Raw genomic sequence first — 18,652 nt, 5'->3', positions numbered from 1 at the left:
GAGAAGACGGCCGGTTACTCCGGAGTCGGGTCGCGAGCACCCGGCGAAGCGGTGATTCGCCCGACCGCTGGGCGATCCGCCCAGTTTTGGCCTGCCGGGCCGATACGGTTGTCCCCGTGAGCCAGCCAGGGCGCGGACAACGCGAACAACGGTCCCTTTCCGAACCAGTCCCCGACGTCACCGGCTTCATCCCGCGCGGCCTGCGCGTGTCCGCCGCGCTGTCGTGGCGCTTCATCGTCGTGATCGCCGCGCTGTACGCGGTGGTGTGGCTGCTGGGCTATCTCGCCTCGGTCGTCGTGCCGGTGTCGATCGCGCTGCTGCTTTCGGCGCTGCTGGCCCCGGCGGTGTCGCGGCTCGTGCAGATCCGCTTCCCGCGCGGGCTCGCCACGGCGATCGTGCTCGTGGCCGGGCTCGCGGTGCTCGGCGGGCTGCTGACGTTCGTGATCACCCAGTTCTCCAGCGGCCTTCCCGAACTGCAGCAGCAGCTGACCACGAGCCTCAACCAGATCAAGGACTGGCTGATCAACGGTCCGCTGCACCTGCGCCAGGAGCAGATCCAGGACTTCATCAACCAGGCGATCGGCTTCCTGCAGAACAACCAGGCCTCGCTCACCACCACCGCGCTGACCACCGCGGGCACCGTCGGCGAGATCCTCACCGGGTTCGTGCTGACCCTGTTCGTCACGATCTTCTTCCTCGCCGGCGGCGACGGCATCTGGACCTTCCTGGTGCGCGGCGTGCCGCAGCGGGTGCGGAACCGGGTGAACGTGGCGGGACGGCGCGGGTTCGCCTCGCTGGTCAGCTACATCCGCGCGACGGCGGCGGTGGCCGTGGTCGACGCGGTCGGCATCGGCATCGGGCTGTGGATCGTCGGCGTGCCGCTGGTGATCCCGCTGGCGACGCTGGTGTTCCTCGGCGCGTTCATCCCGATCATCGGCGCGCTGATCACCGGCGGCGTCGCGGTGCTGATCGCGCTCGTGTCGAAGGGCATCATCGGCGCGGTCGTCGTGCTGGCCATCGTGGTCGGCGTGATGCAGCTGGAAAGCCATGTGCTGCAGCCGTTGCTGCTCGGCCGCGCGGTGCGGCTGCACCCGCTCGCGGTGGTGCTGGCGATCGCCATCGGCCTGGTCGCCGCGGGCATCGCGGGCGCGCTGCTCGCGGTGCCGCTGCTGGCCGTGCTGAATTCCGGAGTGCGGTCGCTGCTGCACGAACACGATCCCGATCCGGCGACCGTCGACGCGTTGCACAGCCAAGCCGCCAACCCCAACGCCGATCCCGAAGAGGACGACGAGTCCGAAGAAAGCACAGAAGACAAGAAGTGAGCGTTCGTTCCACCCGAGATCCGGCGACGCCGCTGTGGCGCGGCGTCGTCGTGCTGCGTGTCGTCACGTGGCTGTTCGCGCTAGCTGTCGTGATCGCGCACCACCCGGGCTTTCAACGGCCGTGGCTGGCCTGGCTCGTCATCGGAGTGATGGGTGCGTGGTCTGCCGCGTCGAGCCTCGCGTACATGCGCGAGAGCGGACGGCACCGCTGGCTGGTGATTTTCGACGTCGCCCTCACCACGGCGCTCATGCTCACGTCGCCGTGGATTCTTTCCGACGCGCAGTACGAAGCAGCTTCGCCACTGATCACCACCGTGTGGGCAGCGGTTGGACCGCTTGCTGCGGCAACGCGCTTCGGCGCGCGCGGTGGCGTCGTGGCCGGCCTCGTCGTCGCGGTGGGAACGGGGATTGCGCGCGAGAAGATCGACCTCGATGTGGTCCGCGACGGAGTGCTGTTGTGCGCCAGCGGTCTCCTCGTCGGCATGGCGGCAACGCTCGCGCGTACGTCCGCCGAAGCGCTCGCGCGCGCCCTTCGCACCGAAGCAGCGACGGCCGAGCGCGAACGGCTCGCCCGCTCGATTCACGACAGCGTGCTTCAGGTTCTCGCCCGCGTACGACGTCGCGGTCTCGAAGCAGGCGGTGAAGCAGCGGAGCTGGCGAAGCTCGCCGGAGAGCAGGAAATCGCGTTGCGCGCGTTGGTGAGCAGCGAGCCGACGCGGTCCGGCGACACCGCGGATCTCCGTTCGGCATTGCAGCTCCTGGCGACCACGTCGGTGCAGGTGTCGACGCCGGCGGGCACGGTGGACCTGCCCGCGCACGTCACCGAGGAACTCGTCGCGATCACCCGCGAAGCACTGGCTAACGTGGAGAAACACGCTGGTCCGGACGCGCATGCCTGGGTGCTGCTGGAAGACCTCGGCGGCGAGGTCGTGGTGAGCATCCGCGACGACGGGCCGGGGATCGAGAGCGGAAGGCTGGAACGAGCGGCGGCCGAGGGCCGTCTCGGAGTAGTGAAGTCGATTCGCGGCCGGGTGGCCGACCTCGGCGGGACCGCGGTACTGGACAGCGCTCCCGGCCGGGGCACGGAGTGGGAAGTGCGGGTGCCAGCCACGATGAGGGACGGGCGATGACGGAACGGACGATTTCCGTGATGGTGGTCGACGACCACCCGATCTGGCGCGACGGCGTGGCCCGCGACCTGTCCGAGAACGGGTTCGAGGTGGCCGCGACCGCGCCGGACGCCCCGGCGGCGGTCCGGATCGCGCGCGCGGTGCGGCCGGACGTGGTGCTGATGGACCTGAACCTCGGCGGCACGTCCGGCGTCGAGGCGACCCGCGAGATCACCACCGCCGTGCCGGACACGCGCGTGCTGGTGCTCTCGGCCAGCGGCGAGCACAGCGACGTGCTGGAAGCGGTGAAGGCGGGCGCGTCCGGCTACCTGGTGAAATCGGCGTCCGCGGCGGAGCTGGTGGACGCGGTGCGCCGAACCGCCGACGGCGACCCGGTGTTCACCGCCGGGCTGGCGGGCCTGGTGCTCGGCGAGTACCGGCGGATGGCCGACGCTCCGGACGGCGTCCCGGAGCCGCCGCGGCTCACCGACCGGGAGACCGACGTGCTCCGGCTGGTCGCGAAGGGATTGACCGCGCGGCAGATCGCGGAGCGGCTGGTGCTGTCGCACCGGACGGTGGAGAACCACGTGCAATCCACGTTGCGCAAGCTCCAGTTGCACAACCGGGTCGAGCTGGCGCGCTACGCGATCGAGCACGGGCTGGACGAGGACTGACCTTCAGGAAGTCGCGACCCCGGCGGCCTGCTGCGCGGCGGCGAGTTTCGCCTTCCCCAGCCGCCAGGCCGGTTCGCCCGGATGCCACGCCCCGACCACCCCGTCGTCGAGGACCAGGTCGCCCGCTTCGGTCCACTCCAGGCCGGAGTGCTTCAGGTTCTCCGTCGAGTACGGCATCGACGGGGCCTGTTGCCAGGTGCCGTCGGTCAGGTTCAGCAGCCACAGATCGCGGGTCTGCGTGCCGGTTCCGGGAAACGACGGGGTGCCGAAATCGACCGCGGCGACGGTGCCGTCCCGGCTGGGCAGCACGTACGGGTTGGGCTGCGGCACCGGCAACGCCACCGGTTTCCGTGCTCCGCTGCGCAGGTCGAGCACGGTCAGGTCGGTGAGCCCGCCGAGCACGAGCCGGTCGCCAGCCGCGGCGAGGATGCGCGGCGACTGCTGCACGGTGCGTCCGGTGGCCGGGTCGATCAGCACGTCGACGGTCTCCGCGGTACCGCCGCCGACGGTGATCAGCAGCCCGTGCGCCGTCTCCACCCGGACGAGCGTGCGGCACGACGCCACCGTGCCCCGTCCGAACGAGGTGCCGGTGAGCGCGACGTGCTCCAGCCGGCAGAGGTCCGGACCGTCCTCGCGGATCAGCCACACGCTGGCGCCGTCCGCGCCCGGGGCCGCGCTCACCGCTTTGCCGAGCGAGCGCGGAGCCGAAAGTCCCAGGTAGACGTACACCTCGGCGGGCGCGCAGCCGGACTGCTGGCAGGGCGGCGCGGTCAGCACGACCGGGGTGTGGCCGACGCGCAGCACCGACACCACCCGTTGCCCGCCGGGCACGCCGGGCAAGGTTCCGCGCACGCCCGAATCGGCGTCGAACACCGTCGGCGGCGACGTGGCCAGCAACAACTCCACGCCGATGCCGCCGGTGGCGACGAGTCCGTCGAGCCCGGTCGGCGGAGGAGTGGTCGGAGTCGGGCGCGCCGAACTCGCCGGGACGACGGGCGCGGGAGGCTCGCTCGTGCACGAGGTCAGCAAACAGCCGGCCGCGATCAGCGCGACCAGTGCGCGGAGTACGGGTCCGTTCAGGGTTTTTCCCCGATCTGCCAGCGGAAATCGAGTTCTACCATCGATGCCATGGCCGAGGAAGAGACGACCGCCGCGCAGCCCGCGACCGAGACCAAGCCGTTGACCGCGCGCGACATCCGAGTGTCCGACGACGAACGCGAGCACGTCGTCGGCGTGCTGCAGAAAGCGATCGGACAGGGGATGCTCACCCTCGACGAGTTCACCGAACGCACCGACCAGGCGCTCGCGGCCCGTACCCGGGGCGATCTCAACGCCGTCCTCGCCGACCTGCCCGGGCTGGTGCACCCCGGCGCGGCCCCGCAGTACGCGCCGCTGCCCGAACCGCCCGGCTACGGGCCGAACTACGGGCTGGGCCAGCGGCTCGAACTCAACGCCAAGTACTCGTCACTGCAGCGCAGCGGCCCGTGGCAGGTCCCGGCCGCGATGGTGGTGCGCAACAAGTACGGCAGCACCAAACTCGACTTCACCGAGGCCCGCGTCGCCACCCCGGTGGTGCAGATCGAACTCGATGCGAAGTGGGGTTCGGTCGAGCTGATCATCCCGCAGCACGCGGCGGTGGACTACAACTCGATCACCGAGATCAAGTTCGGCTCGCTCGACGACAAGACCGGCAGCAACGGCCGCGCGGGCACCCCGCGCTACGTGCTCACCGGCCGCATCCACGGAGGCTCGCTGGTCATCCGCCACCCTCGGCGGGGCATCTTCGGCTGACCAGCGTCCGGCGCCGGATCCGGTTACCCCATCTCTCACCCGGATCCGGCGTCCCCTTACGCGGAGACCGCGTCCGCGACCGCCTTGCGCGCGGCGACCGGATCGGCGGTGGCCAGCGCCGCCGCCGCGATCTCGCGGGCCTGTTCCCGCGACACCGTCGCCAGGCTCGCGCCGACCGCGCGGATCGCCGGGGCGTTCATCGACAGACTGGTCAGGCCGAGCCCGGCCAGCACCAGCGCGAGCCGCGGATCGGCCGCCGCCTCGCCGCACACGCCCGCCGGTTTGCCGGTCGCTTCCGCCGCGTCGCCGATCAGCTTCAGCAGGCGCAGCAAACCGGGCTGCCACGGGTCGTTCAGCTTCGCCACCGCGCCGAGCTGGCGGTCGGCCGCGAAGGTGTACTGGGCCAGGTCGTTCGTGCCGACCGACACGAAGTCGACCACGCCGAGAATCTCCTGAGCCAACACCGCCGCCGCGGGGATCTCGATCATCACGCCCGCCCGCGCGATCCCGGCGGCGCGCACGCGTTCGGCGAACCAGGCGGCTTCCTCGACGGTGCCGACCATCGGGGCCATCACCGAAACTTCCGCGCCGGAGTCCTCCGCCGCGCCCGCGATGGCTTCCAGCTGCCGGTCGAGCACCTCCGGCCGGTCGAACGCGATCCGCAGGCCGCGGACGCCGAGCGCCGGGTTGGGTTCGTCGTCCGGCGAAAGGAACGCGAGCGGTTTGTCCGCACCCGCGTCCAGCGTCCGCACGATGACCGGCTTGCCGCGGAACGGCGAAAGCACTGCGGCATAAGCTTTTCGCTGCTCTTCGACGGACGGCTCGGCCGGCGCGTCGAGGTAGCAGAACTCGGTGCGGAACAGGCCGACGCCCTCCGCGCCCGCGTCCGCGGCGGCCTGCGCGTCGGCCGGGGAGCCGACGTTGCCGTACACCTTCACCCGGTGCCCGTCGGACAATTCGCCGACGCCGTTCCATTCGGCCGGTCCAGCCGCGGCGGCGGTGACGATCGGCGCGGACTCCTCGACCGCCTCGATCACCCCGGTGTCGCCGTCGACCGACAACGCCTTGGCGTCGGAGGCCAGCAGTCCGCGCACCGCGACGACCGCCGGAATTCCCAGCGCCCGCGCCAGAATCGCGGTGTGGCTCGTCGGACCGCCCTCCTCGGTGACCAGCGCGAGCACCTTCGCCGGGTCGAGCCCCGCGGTGTCGGCCGGCGCGAGGTCGCGCGCGACGAGAACGCTCGGCGACGCCAGTTCGGGCACCCCCGGCGGGGCGATCCCGAGCAGTTCGGCGACGAGCCGGTCGCGCACGTCCCGGACGTCGCGGACCCGCTCGGCCATGTATCCGCCGGCGGCCGCGAGTGCCTCCGCGAACCCTTCGGCGGCCTGGTAGACGGCGCGGGCCGCGGGTAGGTTCCGCGCCGTCACCAGCTGTTGAGCCTGAGTGGCGAGCGCCGGGTCGGCGGCCATCGCGGCGGTCGTGACCAGGATCGTCGCGGCCTCGCCGGTCGCGGCCTCGGCCTGTGCTTCGAGCCGGGCGGCGACCGCGCGCGCGGCGGGTTCGATCCGGGCCGCTTCCGCCGCCGGATCGTCCGGCGCGGGCGTGCTGGCGGGTTCGCCGAGCGACTCGGCGACGCGCACGACGGGTCCGCTCGCGCGTCCGGGGCTCACCGCGACCCCGGTCAGCGAGGAACCGGCAGCGGACTCGGCCGGAGCGGCAGCACTCTCAGACATGGTCTAGACCATAGCTCACGGGGACGGGAATCCGCCGAGGCGCCGCACCCGTTTCCCGATTTCGCACCCGTTCGACCACTGGACGCACCTCCTCGTGCCACCGCGCGCGGGCTGGTTCCGCACGGTCGACCCACGCAAAGTCTGCCGGAAACCCCAGGCCCGCGCCGAGTCCGCGAGCCAGGCCGGCGCGAGTCATCCCAGTTCGGCGGCCGTCGGATACGACGGCTGAGCACCGTGCCGGGTCACCGTCACCGCGGCCACCCGCACCGCACGCTCAGCGGCTTCGACCAGGTCGGCCCCGTCGGCGAGCGCCGCCGCCAGCGCACCGGCGAACGCGTCGCCCGCGCCCGTCGTGTCGACAGCGTGCACCTTCGACGACTCGATCGTTGTCGACTTATCGCCTTCGAGCACCGCCGCGCCCTTGGCTCCGAGCGTGACCACTGCCGCGCGCGGACCGAGGTCGAGCAGCTTGCGCGGGTCAGCGTCGCCGGAACCGAGGAGATAGGCGGCCTCGTGCTCGTTGACCAGCAGGACGTCCAGCGCGACCAGCGTTTCCGGCGACACCTCGGCCGCCGGGGACAGGTTCAGCAGCACCCGCACGCCCTTTTCGCGGGCCCGCACCACCGCGCGTTCGATCGTCGGCAGCGGCACTTCCAGCGAGGCGACGAGCACGCGTACGCCGTCCAGTACCTCGTCGGTGATGTCGCCCGGTTCCAGCGCGGAGTTCGCGCCAGGGGAGACGAGGATTGAGTTTTCCCCGTCCGGAGTCACGGTGATGTAGGCGATTCCGGTAGGCCGATCCACGGTCCTAACGAATTGCGTATCCACTCCCGCATCCGCCAACGAATCCCGCAGCAATCGGCCGTAGGGGTCGTCGCCGACCGCGCCGAGCAACGCGACGTCCGCGCCGAGTTTTCCCGCCGCGACCGCGGTATTCGCGCCCTTGCCGCCGGGGGACAACGCGGTGTCGCCGCCCAGCACCGTCTCGCCGCCGCCGGGGCGGCGGTCGACCGGCACCACCAAATCGGCATTCGCGGAGCCGACCACCAGTACCGCACTCATGGCCGCCACTCTGCCATGACCCGTCCTTTCCGCCAGATGTGCCCGAAAGTGAAAGCGTTTGTAACTTTCTCGGCGCTCAGTGCGACAATCAGGCGGAACAGCGACAGTCCGTCACTCGATCGGGGGATCCGCATCCCCCAGGCGTCACTTCTGCGGCGGGCTTCGCTCTTCTTCGAGCGTCACTGGCCTTGAGCCGATGACGTTGCCCCGACCGGAAGCGCACCGGGGAGGGCATCGGGTCGCCGGCGCCGATCACGTAGCCCCCCGAGTGATCGGCGTCGGCGGCGCCCCGGTTCTCGCGCCGTTCGGTCGAACCGGTGTCCAGACCACCTAGACTGCCCAGATGAGCAGCCCCACACGCAGGGGTCGCGCGCGAGCGGCTACCGAATCCGACATCCGCCGGACCGCGCGGAACCTGCTGGTAGGCCAGGGCCCGGAGGCCGTCACGCTGCGGGCCATCGCCCGCGAGCTGGGGATCACCGCACCGGCTCTGTACCGCTACTACGAATCCCGCGACGACCTGCTGGAAAACCTCCGCCTCGACGTCTGCACCGACCTCGCCGCCGAAATCGCCGAGGACATCGCGGAGCTGAAGGACGAGGGCCTGCTGCAGCTGTTCCAGATCTGCAAGGGGTTCCGCCGCTGGGCGCTGACGCACACCAAGGAGTTCACCCTGGTGTTCGCGTCGCCGACCGGGGCCACCGGCACCGCGACCGGGAGCGCGCTGCGCAGGCTCGACGAGCCGTTCGGCCGCATCTTCCTCGCCGCGGCCGGGCACGTGCTCGCCCAGCACGACCTGGTCATGCCGCCGAACGACGTGGTCCCGCCCGAGCTCCGCGACGACCTCACCGCGTTCCAGGAAGACCTGCTCACGGTGCTCAAGGAGTCCGGGCGGGAGATCCCGCCGGAGAAGCTGGACCTCGGGCTCACCTACCTGATGATCACCTTCTGGGCGCGGCTCTACGGCCACGTGACCCTCGAGGTGTTCGGCAATTACCCGATCCCGGTCTCCAAACCGGACGTGCTGTTCGAGGCCATGCTCACCGACCTCGCCCGCGACGTCGGCCTGTACACCGATTAGGCCGCGTGGCCGCCGTCGACCGAAATGGTCGAGCCGGTCACGTACGCGCTCGCCGGCGAGGCCAGGAAGGCCACCGTGTCGGCCACTTCCGCGGGCTTGCCGTAGCGGCCGACCGCGGTCATGGACGCCTGGTCCGCCGCGTACGGGCCGTCGGCCGGGTTCATCTCGGTGTCGGTCGGCCCCGGGTGCACCAGGTTCACCGTCACGCCGTTCGCCGCCAATTCGCGGGCCAGCGCCTTGGTCAGCCCGACCATCGCGGACTTGCTGACCGCGTACAGCACCATTCCCGGACCCGGCACGCGATCGGTCACGCAGCTGCCGATCGTGATCACCCGGCCGCCTTCCCCGAGGTGCTTGGCCGCCGCCTTGGTCGCGGCCAGCACGCCGCGCACGTTCACCGCGAGCACGCGGTCGACGTCGTCCATCCCGGTCTGCTCCAGCGGCCCGACGAAACCGACGCCCGCGTTGTTGACCAGTACGTCCAGCCGTCCGAACTCGGCGACCGCCGCTTCCACCGCGGCCTCCACGGCCGCCGAATCCGCGTTGTCCGCACCCACGGCGAGTGCCCGTCGCCCGAGCGCCTTGATCCGGTCGACCACTTCCGCCGCCTGCTCGGCGTTCACCGCGTAGGTGAGCACCACGTCCGCCCCAGCCTCGGCGAGCCGCAGTGCTGTCGCCGCACCGATTCCGCGGCTCCCGCCGGTCACCAGCGCCACTTTGCCGTCGAGGTTCATGTCCGTCCTTTCCGTTTGTTTCGCTTTCAACCATCGAAGCGCCGACCGACGGGCGAGGCTGGCGTCTTTCGGCCGTGACAGTCCGGTTCCGCACCCGGACGGGCACAGCGTGTGACAAACTCCTGCCAGCGGGAGAACGGGGGAGGGGGACGGGTTGCTGCACGTCCAAAAGCTGGTGAAGGTCTACGGCCAGCGCCGCGTGGTCGACACCGTGTCGTTCAGCCTGGCGCCGGGCACGGTGACCGCGTTTCTCGGCCCGAACGGCGCGGGCAAATCGACCACGCTGCGGATGATCTGCGGTCTGACCACGCCGACGTCCGGCACCGCGACCATCGCCGGGCGCCGCTTCGGCGAATGGCCCAACCCGGCGCACGTCGCGGGCGTGCTGCTCGACGCGTCCGCCGTGCATCCCGGCCGCACCGGCAGGCACCACCTGCTCAACGCCGCGAAACTGATGCGGCTGCCCGCCGCCCGGGTGGACCAGGTGCTCGCGCAGGTCGGCCTCGCCGACGCGGCGAACCGGCGGATCGGCAAGTACAGCCTTGGCATGCGGCAGCGGCTCGGCCTCGCGCAGGCGGTGCTGTGCGATCCGCCGGTGCTGATCCTCGACGAACCGATCAACGGCCTCGACCCGGACGGCATCCGCTCCACCCGGCAGTTGCTGCGCGGGCACGCCCAGCGGGGCGGCACCGTGCTGCTGTCCAGCCACGTACTGTCCGAAGTGGACCAGACCGCGGACCGCGTGGTGATGATCGGCCAGGGCCGCGTCGTCGCCGACGGTCCGCTGGAGAGCTTCGCCGGACCGGCCCGCACGCTCATCCGCACCACCGACCTGCCCCGGCTGACCTCCGCATTGCGCAACGCCCGGCTCGAACTGCGGCAGACCAGCGCGGACGGGGTATCCGTCGCCGCCCCGCTGAGGCAGGTGTCCGACCTCGCGTTCAGCGCCCGCGTGCAGGTGCTGGAGCTGCGCGAGGAACAGCAGAACCTGGAAGAGCTTTTCTTCCAGCTCACTGGAGGAGCCCGATGATTCCCGCGCAGGCGCCTGCCTGGCAGGCCCCCGCTCAGCGGCGCGCTTCGTTCGGCACCCTGGTGGGCGTCGAGCTGCGGAAGATGACCGCGACGGCGGCGGACAAAATCCTCGTGATCTCCGCACCGGTCCTGCTGGTGACGCTGTCGCTGCTGTTCTTGCAGGGCGGGACGCACGACTACACGCTCGACAACCAGCTGCTGCCGGTGTTCATCACGCTCCGGCTCGGGCCGGTGCTGATGAACGTCGTGCTCGTGAAGCTGATCGCCGCGGAATGGCATTACCGCAGCGCGCAGCCGACCCTGCTCGCCCAGCCGTCGCGGCTGCGCTACGTGCTCGCTCAGGCCACCATCGCGTTCGGGGTCTGGCTGATCGCTTCCGGCTTGAACCTGCTGATGACCTTCACCTACTACCGAAGCCGGTACGACGCCTACGACACGCAGTTCCTGCTCGGCGTCCGGCCGGGCGCGATGGCCGGGACGATTCTGCTCGGCGGGTTCTGCCTCACCCTGTTCGCGGTCACCGTCGGCTGGCTGATTCCCAACACCGCCGGAGCGATCACCGCCTACGTCCTGCTGTCGCTGCTGCTGGTGTTCCTGCAGAGCAGCGTCGACTACGCGGGATGGTTCGATCCGGCCGAGCCCGCGCGGCAGCTCGCCGGGATCGCCAAGCACGGACCGGTCGCGCTGACCACGTCGCTCGTGGGATGGATCGGCCTGGCCGGGGTCGCGATCTGGCGGGCGGGCACCCGAGAGGCGGCGTGACCCCGCCTCAGCCGGCCAGCGAGCCGCCGCCGGGGTCGACCGCGTTCAGGTAGTCCTCGGTGGCCTTCTGCGCGTCCGGGCAGACCGGGATCGCCAAGCACGGCCCGGTCGCGCTGACCACGTCGCTCGTGGGATGGATCGGCCTGGCCGGGGTCGCGATCTGGCGGGCGGGCACCCGAGAGGCGGCGTGACCCCGGGTCAGCCGGCCAGCGAGCCGCCGCCGGGGTCGACCGCGTTCAGGTAGTCCTCGGTGGCCTTCTGCGCGTCCGGGCAGAATCGCTGAGCGGTCTGGCGATCGACGTCGACGTTGTCGCCGGGGATGGGACCTTGGCCTGGTTCGGCACCGACCCGGACGGTGACCACCTGCAGCGAACCGGTATTCACCGCGATCAGGCAGCCGTACCTGTCGAGCTGGGAAACCGCGTAGTAGCGGTCCAGCACCAGGATTCGGCGGAAGTGGTAGACGCTGTAGTCGTAGGCCTTCCACCAGCCGGGCCACGGCTCCGGGATGCGCTGGTCCGGGTCCATCGAGCCGACCTCGACCTGGGTGCCCGCCGACCGCTTCATGATGCACGCCTTGGCGTACGGGTCGTACATCGGCGAACTGCCGCCGAGGGCGCCCAGCAACCGCGGGTCCTTCTCGAACTGCGAACAGTCGCCGGGGAACAGCTTCGGCCGGCTCGTGATGACCGGCAGCGTGTCGTAAGCGATCGAATCCGCCGGCAGCCGCGGCGCGGGTTTCCCCGGCGGCGGAGCGGGCGCGACGGCGCACCCGGCAAGCACTGCCGCCGCGACGACAACTATCGCGGTGATCGCACGGTTACGCACGGAAAGCACAGTACCGGCCCGGGATCGGCTCCCGGGCCGGAACGCGCTTTTTCAGAGCACGATGTTGACCAGCCGGCCCGGCACCACGATCACCTTGCGCGGCGTCTTGTCGCCGACCAGCGCGGCGATCTTCTCGTCGGCCAGCGCGGTCGCCTGCACCGCGTCGTTCTTCGCGTCCGCAGGCACGGTGATCCGCGAGCGGACCTTGCCGTTGACCTGGATCGGGTACTCGACCGAGTCCTCGACCAGGTACTTCTCGTCCACGACCGGGAACGGCCCGTGCACCAGCGAGTCGGCGTGGCCCATCCGGTGCCACAGCTCCTCGGCGACGTGCGGGGCCAGCGGGGCCAGCAGCAGCACCAGCGGTTCGGCCAGTTCGCGCGGGGTCGCCGCGGCCGAGCCGTACACCTTGGTCAGGTGGTTGTTCAGCTCGATCAGCTTCGCGCCCGCGGTGTTGAACCGCATCTCCGCGTAGTCCTCGCGAACCCCGGCGATGGTGCGGTGCAACAGCTTCCGGTCCGCCTCGGTCGCCTCGTCCGCCGAGACCCGCAGTTCGCCGGTCTGCTCGTCGACCACCAGCCGCCACAGCCGCTGCAGGAACCGGTGCGCGCCGACGACGTCCTTGGTCGCCCAGGGCCGCGACATGTCCAGCGGGCCCATCGACATCTCGTACACGCGGAAGGTGTCCGCGCCGTAGGTGTCCGCCATTTCGTCCGGCGTCACGGCATTCTTCAGGCTCTTGCCCATCTTGCCGTATTCCTGCTTGACCTCTTCGTCGCCGAAGAAGAACTTGCCGTCGCGCTCGACGACCTCTTCCGCCGGCACGTACACCCCGCGCTTGTCGGTGTAGGCGAAGGCCTCGATGTAGCCCTGGTTGAACAGGCGGCGGTACGGCTCCTTCGAGGACACGTGGCCCAGGTCGTACAGCACCTTGTGCCAGAACCGGGAGTACAGCAGGTGCAGCACCGCGTGCTCGACGCCGCCGACGTACAGGTCGACGCCGCCCGGGTCGTCGACCCCGTGCTCGGCCGGGCGCGGGCCCAGCCAGTACGCCTCGTTCTCCGGCGCGCAGAACACGTCCTGGCTCGACGGGTCGACATAGCGCAGCTGGTACCAGCAGGAACCGGCCCACTGCGGCATGACGTTGGTGTCGCGGCGGTACTTCTTCGGCCCGTCGCCCAGGTCCAGGGTGACCTCGACCCAGTCCTTCGCGCGCGACAGCGGCGGCGACGGTTCGGAGTCGGCGTCGTCCGGGTCGAACGTCTTCGGCGAGTAGTCGTCGACCTCCGGCAGCACGACCGGCAGCTGGTCCTCCGGCAGCGCGATCGGCAGGTTGTTCTCGTCGTAGACGATCGGGAACGGCTCGCCCCAGTAGCGCTGGCGGGCGAACAGCCAGTCGCGCAGCTTGTACTGCACAGTGCCCTCGCCCGCGCCGCGGTCCTCCAGCCAGGCGATGATCGTCTTCTTGGCGTCGGCGACGCCCATGCCGTTCAGGTCGACGGTGTCGTTGGCGGAGTTGATCGCCGGGCCGTCGCCGGTGAACGCCTCGCCCTCGAAGCCCTCGCCCGGGTCGACCGTGCGGATGATCTCCAGCCCGAACTTCTTCGCGAAGTCGTAGTCGCGCTGGTCTTGCGCGGGCACCGCCATGATCGCGCCGGTGCCGTAGCCCATCAGCACGTAGTCGCCGACGAAGACCGGGATTTCCTTGCCGTTGACCGGGTTCACCGCGTAGGTGCCGGTGAAGACGCCGGTCTTGTCCTTGTTCTCCTGGCGGTCCAGATCGGACTTGCGGGACGCGGCGGCCCGGTACGCGGCGACCGCCTCGGTCGGCGTCTTCGCGCCGCCGGTCCAGGTCTCCGGATGCTCGCCCGGCCACTGCGCCGCGGTCAGCTTCTCGACCAGCGGGTGCTCCGGCGCGATCACCATGTAGGTGGCGCCGAACAGGGTGTCCGGGCGGGTGGTGAAGACCTCGATCTTCTCGTCACCCGCGGCGAACGAGACCCGCGCGCCCTGCGAGCGGCCGACCCAGTTGCGCTGCATGGACTTGACCTTCTCCGGCCAGTCCAGCAGCTCCAGGTCGTCGACCAGGCGGTCGGCGTACGCGGTGATCCGCATCATCCACTGGCGCAGGCTCTTGCGGAAAACCGGGAAGTTGCCGCGGTCGCTGCGGCCGTCCGCGGTCACCTCCTCGTTCGCCACGACGGTGCCCAGGCCCGGCGCCCAGTTCACCGGGGCCTCGGAGATGTAGACCAGCCGGTGGTCGTCGATGATCTTGCGCTGCTCGACGTGGCTCAGCTCGGCCCACGGACGGCCGTCCGGCGTCGCGCGCTCACCCGCCGCGTACGCCTTCTCCAGCTCCTCGATCGGTCGCGCTTTGCGGGCGTCCTCGTCGTAGTAGGAGTTGAAGATCTGCAGGAAGATCCACTGGGTCCACTTGTAGTAGTCCGGATCGATCGTCTCGATCGACCGGCGCTCGTCGTGGCCCAGCCCCAGCCGCTTCAGCTGGCGGCGCATCGTGGCGATGTTCTGCTCGGTCGTGGTGCGCGGGTGCGTGCCGGTCTGCACCGCGTACTGCTCGGCGGGCAGGCCGAACGCGTCGTAGCCCAGCGTGTGCAGCACGTTCCGGCCGATCATCCGGTGGTAACGCGCGTAGACGTCGGTCCCGATGTAGCCCAGCGGGTGCCCGACGTGCAGGCCGGAACCGGACGGGTACGGGAACATGTCCTGCACGAACAGCTTGTCCGAGGGCACCGGCTCGCCCTCTTCGGCGAGCGGGCCGACCGGGTTCGGCGCGTGGTAGGTGCCGTGGTCGGACCAGTGGTCCTGCCAGCGCTGCTCGATCTGCCCGGCCAGCTCCGCGGTGTAGCGGAACGGCGGGGTTTGCTCAGCGTCCGCGGCGTTCTTCGCCGCGGCCCCGGTGGCCTCGTCAGACCCTGTCATCGCCGTCTTCCTCCGTGTCGAGCCACTCCAGAAACAACTCGACCCCCCAGCCAGAAGGCATGAGGGGTCGCCGCGCCGAGCCGGTCATCGGGCCAGGTCAGCGCGGCAGGCCAAGGAGCAGCCGAGCCGTGTTCACGCACTCATCGTAACGCCCTGGTCAAAGCCGTTCCGACGGGACCGCCAAAGCGACGACCTGGGTGACCTGCGTCGCGGAGAAGTTGTTGTCGCTCACGAGCACGAGACTGCGCTCCCCGGACGGCAGCGCCGGACCCCACGTCATCCCCTCGATGTTGTCCACAGTGGAAAGCGGCAGGTCGGAGAGGTCGGCGAGCAGCTTCTTCTTGACCGGCTTGACGTCCTTCGCGTCTTTCAGCGATCGCGTGTGGAGGACGTTCGTCGCACCGGTGGTGTCGATCTCGAAGATGCGCACCTTGTTGCCGACGCCGGTGACGAAGGACCGCTCCATCATCAGGAATTTGGTCGGGTCCGCCTGGTTCACCGAGAGCATCGAGGAAACGCCCGTGTCGGCGAACCCGGTGGCGGGCTTCGGCTCGGCGAAAAGCTTCTCCTGCGGGTACGCGTACTGCGCGAGCACGGGTCCGAACCGGCTCTGCAGGGTGATCCGCGACAACGCGCCCGAGGTCGGCGTGGGCGGCGGTCCGTCCTGCAGCAGCGGAGCCTCGACCTCGCTGGCCAGCAGCGTGCCGAACCCGGTGTAGGCGAGGCCTTCGAGGACGTAGTTCCGGCGCGGGCCGGCGTCCGGAGTCATCCGTTCGTCGGCGGGCAGCGGCAGGTCACGGACGTAATGCCCGTCCCGGGTGGCCTCGCGGATCGACGGCTGGATCAGGTGCTGGTCGGCGAGCCGGTCGCCTTCCTGCGACCAGACGTAATGCCCGCTCCACGGGTCGACGCGCAGTTCCTCGGGGTCGATCGTCTGCTCGTTCTGCGGAGCGGACGGGTCGTTCTTCGCGAGCGGCGGGTAGGGAGTGCCGTCCGGGCGCAGCAGCGGATGCGTGCCGGTGAAGGTGACCGGGCCCACGCCCTTGGCGCTGACGTCGAACTTCGCGGTGTAGAAGCGGGCCGGGTTGATCGCGGACCGGTCGTCGCTGATGAAGACGTACCCGCCGGTGCGCGGATCGAAGTCGACCGAGGACAGCCCGCCGACCGTGGTGCCCTGGAACGGCAGGTTGTGCGGTACGTGCTGCTCGCCGAGCAACCGGACCGGACGCGGCGCATCCGCGGTGTTCGCGGCGTTCGCGGTTCCGGGGGCGAGGAAGGACAAGGTGGCGATCCCGGCGGCGAGCAACCGGTTTCGCGTGGACGAAGACATGGCCCGTAGCACAGCCGACGAGGGTATCCGGGACATTGCCGCGAGGTCACGCTTATCCTCAGAGGGTGTTCGCTATCGCGCTCGTCCCGATCGTCCTTGGTGTCGTCGTCGGCTGGGGTGGTTTCCTCGGCGTGCGCGGACGGCTGAGCCGGGCAAGCGGGGCCGGAGTCCGGACCGAAGCCTCGATGCGCAGCGAAGAGGCGTTCAAACTGGCCAACCGGGTCGCCGGAATCCCGACCCTGGCCGGCGGCGCCGCCGCGGTCGTCTGCGGACTCGCCGGTCTCGCGATCCCCGCCACCGCGGGCCTGGTCGCGGCCGCGATCGTCGGACTGCTCGGCCTGCTGGTGATGGTGGTCGCCGGCGCCCGGATGGGCGCGCGAGCCGCACTGACCGTGCCCGCCCCGTCGCCGGTCCCGGCCGGATGCAGCGGCTGCGCGTGCGGTTCCGGCGGCTGCGGAGTCCTGCAGAAGTCCAGCGAGGCTTAATTCCGCTGCAAATCGCCAGGGTGGGTGGCCAGCAACGCGAGCGGCACCCCCTGGCGGCGCAGCACCTGGCCCCACAGATCCCGGCTCGGCGGCGCGAGAATGTCGCTCGGCAACGCGGGAACGATCACCCAGTCCTCGCGCTCGATCTCGCCCGCGAGCTGCCCCGAATCCCACCCGGCGTACCCGGCGAACACCCGCACGCCCCGCACCTTGGCCACGAGCACTTCCGGATCGCTGTCCAGATCGACCAGCGCGACCGGCCCCCGCACCGCGACCACGCCCGGAACGCTGGCAGCGGTCTCCCCAGTCCGCAACGCGGCGAGACACAACGCGGTCTTCTTGTCGACCGGCCCGCCGACAAAAACAGACTGCGGCTCCGCGACATGCGCGCCCCACCCCGGCAGGACGTCATTCACCGGAACATCAGACGGCCGGTTCAAGACCACCCCGAGCGTCCCCTCCGCCCGATGATCGATCACGAACACCACCGTCCGCTTGAAGTTCGGGTCGAACATCGTGGGTGCGGCGACCAGGAGCGTTCCCGGTTCAACCTCGGCGTCCGCTGGCACGCCACCCATGATCCCATCACCCGCCACGGGAAATCCTCCCGGCACGGGAACACCAGCACCACCCGCCTCGTTGAGAACAGCGAGCCGGCGCACTCGTGTCCCCCGGGCTCACTGAAGAACCGCCTTTGTGGAATACCGGTCCGGCCGGAGCCACACTGCGCCTAGCCGCCGAGAGGCGAAACGAGTGCGCCGGTGTCGGCTTCTCCTGTTCGGTGCTTTCCGCACCTTCCCTCCTCACCGGCGCCGAGTACCCGGGGGGCCGAGCCCCCCGGACCCCCGCGGTGCCTTCGGTGCGGTTTCCGGGTGGGTCGGGGGCGGAGCCCCCTTTGGCTGCCGTAGTGGTTTGGGTGCAGTTTCCGCCGCGGAATTCTGCGGCGCTGGGACAGAGTTCCTCCGGGTTTCGTAGCGGCTTCGGGCGGAAGCCGCCGCCGGCTACTGCAGTGCCGTCCGCGCGGTCGTCGAGTTCTCGGGTGGGGGCGGATCGCCGTTTGGTTTTCGCTGTGGCTTCGGGCGCGTCTCGAGGTAGCGAGTCGGAAATCCCTCTGGTCGCGGCGCAGCGCGGTCGGCGCGGTCGCGAGGCAGAGTCCCTTTTGGCGACCGAAGCGACTTCCGCGAGTCTCAAGGCACGGGGCCGAGTCGCTGGCTGCCGCAGCGCCCTCAGCGCGGATCAGGGCAGCGGGGCCGAGGCCTCCCCTCGCAACCGCAGTGCCCTCAGCGCGGATCTCAAGGCGGCGAGGCCGAGCTTCTCTGGCTACCGCAGCCACCCGAGCGCGGGGCACGAGGTCACGAAGCCGAATCTCCCTGGTAACCGCAGCAACTTCAGCGCCGACCTCACAGCCGCGACGCCGAACCTCCCCGACAACCGCAGCCAGCTCGGCGCGGGGCACCAGGGTCACGAAGCCGAATCTCCCCGGCAACCGCAGCAACTTCAGCGCCGACCTCACAGCCGCGACGCCGAACCTCCCCGACAACCGCAGCCAGCTCAGCGCGGGGCACCAGGGTCACGAAGCCGAATCTCCCCGGCAACCGCAGCAACTTCAGCGCGAGCTCACGGCAGCGAGGCTGAGCCTCCCGCAACAGCAGCCGCATCAGCGCCGGGAGCGAGGCCGGATCTCTCTGGCAGCCGTTGCCGCCGCGGGGCCTGTCCGTGATCTTGTGGGTGGTGGGTGATCTTGACCATGCTGGGGCGGGTGCTCCGGT

17 protein-coding genes are annotated in these 18,652 nt (G+C 70.4%); 8 read left to right on the top strand and 9 right to left on the bottom strand.

Annotated features, from left to right (window positions below):
* Positions 1 to 116 precede the first annotated feature (116 nt).
* From L942_RS23400 to L942_RS23390, 3 genes are read left to right on the top strand one after another with little or no spacing between them, the layout of a single operon-like run.
* Positions 117 to 1,322, top strand: a complete 1,206-nt coding sequence (locus L942_RS23400) for an AI-2E family transporter (protein WP_037364203.1) — start codon at positions 117 to 119, stop codon at positions 1,320 to 1,322.
* Entirely contained in the window at positions 1,319 to 2,452 is a 1,134-nt protein-coding gene (macS, locus tag L942_RS23395) for a MacS family sensor histidine kinase (protein WP_037364199.1), read from the top strand. Before L942_RS23400 ends, macS begins: the two co-directional genes overlap by 4 nt.
* On the top strand, positions 2,449 to 3,105 hold the full coding sequence (locus L942_RS23390) for a response regulator (protein ID WP_037364196.1): 657 nt from the start codon (positions 2,449 to 2,451) through the stop codon (positions 3,103 to 3,105). Before macS ends, L942_RS23390 begins: the two co-directional genes overlap by 4 nt.
* Before the next feature lie 3 nt (positions 3,106 to 3,108).
* Here the strand turns inward: L942_RS23390 and L942_RS23385 are convergent, their stop codons facing one another.
* Positions 3,109 to 4,011, bottom strand: coding sequence for a hypothetical protein (locus L942_RS23385; RefSeq protein WP_235079351.1), 903 nt, complete (start codon positions 4,009 to 4,011; stop codon positions 3,109 to 3,111).
* 222 nt (positions 4,012 to 4,233) lie between these two features.
* On the opposite strand from L942_RS23385, the gene L942_RS23380 reads away from it, so the two are divergent.
* Entirely contained in the window at positions 4,234 to 4,896 is a 663-nt protein-coding gene (locus tag L942_RS23380; protein WP_037364191.1) for a DUF1707 SHOCT-like domain-containing protein, read from the top strand.
* Between the two features lie 56 nt (positions 4,897 to 4,952).
* Here L942_RS23380 and ptsP read toward each other — a convergent pair whose 3' ends face one another.
* Entirely contained in the window at positions 4,953 to 6,629 is a 1,677-nt protein-coding gene (ptsP, locus tag L942_RS23375; RefSeq protein WP_051166172.1) for a phosphoenolpyruvate--protein phosphotransferase, read from the bottom strand.
* Positions 6,630 to 6,821: 192 nt separating this feature from the next.
* A complete protein-coding gene (locus tag L942_RS23370; protein ID WP_037364188.1) occupies positions 6,822 to 7,691 on the bottom strand; it encodes a ribokinase in 870 nt (289 codons plus the stop codon).
* 343 nt (positions 7,692 to 8,034) lie between these two features.
* Here L942_RS23370 and L942_RS23365 point away from each other — a divergent pair, with 343 nt between their 5' ends.
* Positions 8,035 to 8,772 (top strand): TetR/AcrR family transcriptional regulator, encoded by a 738-nt coding sequence (locus tag L942_RS23365; protein ID WP_037364185.1) that lies wholly within the window; start codon positions 8,035 to 8,037, stop codon positions 8,770 to 8,772.
* Here the strand turns inward: L942_RS23365 and L942_RS23360 are convergent.
* The gene (locus tag L942_RS23360; RefSeq protein ID WP_037364182.1) at positions 8,769 to 9,506 is read right to left on the bottom strand and encodes a 3-oxoacyl-ACP reductase family protein; all 738 of its coding nucleotides are present in this window, start codon (positions 9,504 to 9,506) and stop codon (positions 8,769 to 8,771) included. The two genes, L942_RS23365 and L942_RS23360, sit on opposite strands and share 4 nt — an antisense overlap.
* Before the next feature lie 154 nt (positions 9,507 to 9,660).
* On the opposite strand from L942_RS23360, the gene L942_RS23355 reads away from it, so the two are divergent.
* Together L942_RS23355 and L942_RS23350 are read left to right on the top strand one after the other, a co-directional pair.
* Positions 9,661 to 10,536, top strand: a complete 876-nt coding sequence (locus L942_RS23355) for an ATP-binding cassette domain-containing protein (protein WP_037364179.1) — start codon at positions 9,661 to 9,663, stop codon at positions 10,534 to 10,536.
* Complete coding sequence (locus tag L942_RS23350; protein ID WP_037364177.1) at positions 10,533 to 11,300, top strand: hypothetical protein; 768 nt, start codon at positions 10,533 to 10,535, stop codon at positions 11,298 to 11,300. The genes L942_RS23355 and L942_RS23350 overlap by 4 nt, the downstream gene beginning before the upstream one ends.
* A gap of 7 nt (positions 11,301 to 11,307) precedes the next feature.
* Here L942_RS23350 and L942_RS44395 read toward each other — a convergent pair whose 3' ends face one another.
* The 4 genes from L942_RS44395 to L942_RS23335 all read right to left on the bottom strand — a co-directional run bounded on the left by L942_RS44395 (position 11,308) and on the right by L942_RS23335 (position 16,398).
* Positions 11,308 to 11,475, bottom strand: coding sequence for a hypothetical protein (locus tag L942_RS44395; protein WP_158684515.1), 168 nt, complete (start codon positions 11,473 to 11,475; stop codon positions 11,308 to 11,310).
* Between the two features lie 23 nt (positions 11,476 to 11,498).
* On the bottom strand, positions 11,499 to 12,128 hold the full coding sequence (locus L942_RS23345) for a hypothetical protein (RefSeq protein ID WP_235079348.1): 630 nt from the start codon (positions 12,126 to 12,128) through the stop codon (positions 11,499 to 11,501).
* A 51-nt stretch (positions 12,129 to 12,179) separates the two neighbouring features.
* Complete coding sequence (gene leuS / locus L942_RS23340) at positions 12,180 to 15,068, bottom strand: leucine--tRNA ligase (protein ID WP_037364175.1); 2,889 nt, start codon at positions 15,066 to 15,068, stop codon at positions 12,180 to 12,182.
* Between the two features lie 157 nt (positions 15,069 to 15,225).
* Positions 15,226 to 16,398: an esterase-like activity of phytase family protein gene (locus tag L942_RS23335; protein ID WP_037364173.1), complete on the bottom strand. Its 1,173-nt coding sequence runs from the start codon at positions 16,396 to 16,398 to the stop codon at positions 15,226 to 15,228.
* 65 nt (positions 16,399 to 16,463) lie between these two features.
* Here L942_RS23335 and L942_RS23330 point away from each other — a divergent pair, with 65 nt between their 5' ends.
* Positions 16,464 to 16,883, top strand: a complete 420-nt coding sequence (locus L942_RS23330) for an SdpI family protein (RefSeq protein WP_037364171.1) — start codon at positions 16,464 to 16,466, stop codon at positions 16,881 to 16,883.
* On the opposite strand, the gene L942_RS23325 is transcribed toward L942_RS23330, so the two are convergent.
* A complete protein-coding gene (locus L942_RS23325) occupies positions 16,880 to 17,461 on the bottom strand; it encodes a YqgE/AlgH family protein (RefSeq protein WP_037364169.1) in 582 nt (193 codons plus the stop codon). The genes L942_RS23330 and L942_RS23325 overlap by 4 nt on opposite strands.
* Positions 17,462 to 18,652: the final 1,191 nt, after the last annotated feature.

The sequence above is a fragment of the Amycolatopsis orientalis DSM 43388 genome, from assembly GCF_000411975.1.
GTDB lineage: Bacteria > Actinomycetota > Actinomycetes > Mycobacteriales > Pseudonocardiaceae > Amycolatopsis > Amycolatopsis orientalis_D.
This window is presented reverse-complemented; position numbering and strand designations above follow the sequence as displayed.

Coding starts and splice junctions, on each gene's coding strand:
- L942_RS23390 (WP_037364196.1), top strand. CDS start 2,449: ATGACGGAACGGACGATTTCCGTGATGGTGGTCGACGACCACCCGATC.
- L942_RS23380 (WP_037364191.1), top strand. CDS start 4,234: ATGGCCGAGGAAGAGACGACCGCCGCGCAGCCCGCGACCGAGACCAAG.
- ptsP (WP_051166172.1), bottom strand. CDS start 6,629: ATGTCTGAGAGTGCTGCCGCTCCGGCCGAGTCCGCTGCCGGTTCCTCG.
- L942_RS23370 (WP_037364188.1), bottom strand. CDS start 7,691: ATGAGTGCGGTACTGGTGGTCGGCTCCGCGAATGCCGATTTGGTGGTG.
- L942_RS23365 (WP_037364185.1), top strand. CDS start 8,035: ATGAGCAGCCCCACACGCAGGGGTCGCGCGCGAGCGGCTACCGAATCC.
- L942_RS23360 (WP_037364182.1), bottom strand. CDS start 9,506: ATGAACCTCGACGGCAAAGTGGCGCTGGTGACCGGCGGGAGCCGCGGA.
- L942_RS23350 (WP_037364177.1), top strand. CDS start 10,533: ATGATTCCCGCGCAGGCGCCTGCCTGGCAGGCCCCCGCTCAGCGGCGC.
- leuS (WP_037364175.1), bottom strand. CDS start 15,068: ATGACAGGGTCTGACGAGGCCACCGGGGCCGCGGCGAAGAACGCCGCG.
- L942_RS23335 (WP_037364173.1), bottom strand. CDS start 16,398: ATGTCTTCGTCCACGCGAAACCGGTTGCTCGCCGCCGGGATCGCCACC.
- L942_RS23325 (WP_037364169.1), bottom strand. CDS start 17,461: ATGGGTGGCGTGCCAGCGGACGCCGAGGTTGAACCGGGAACGCTCCTG.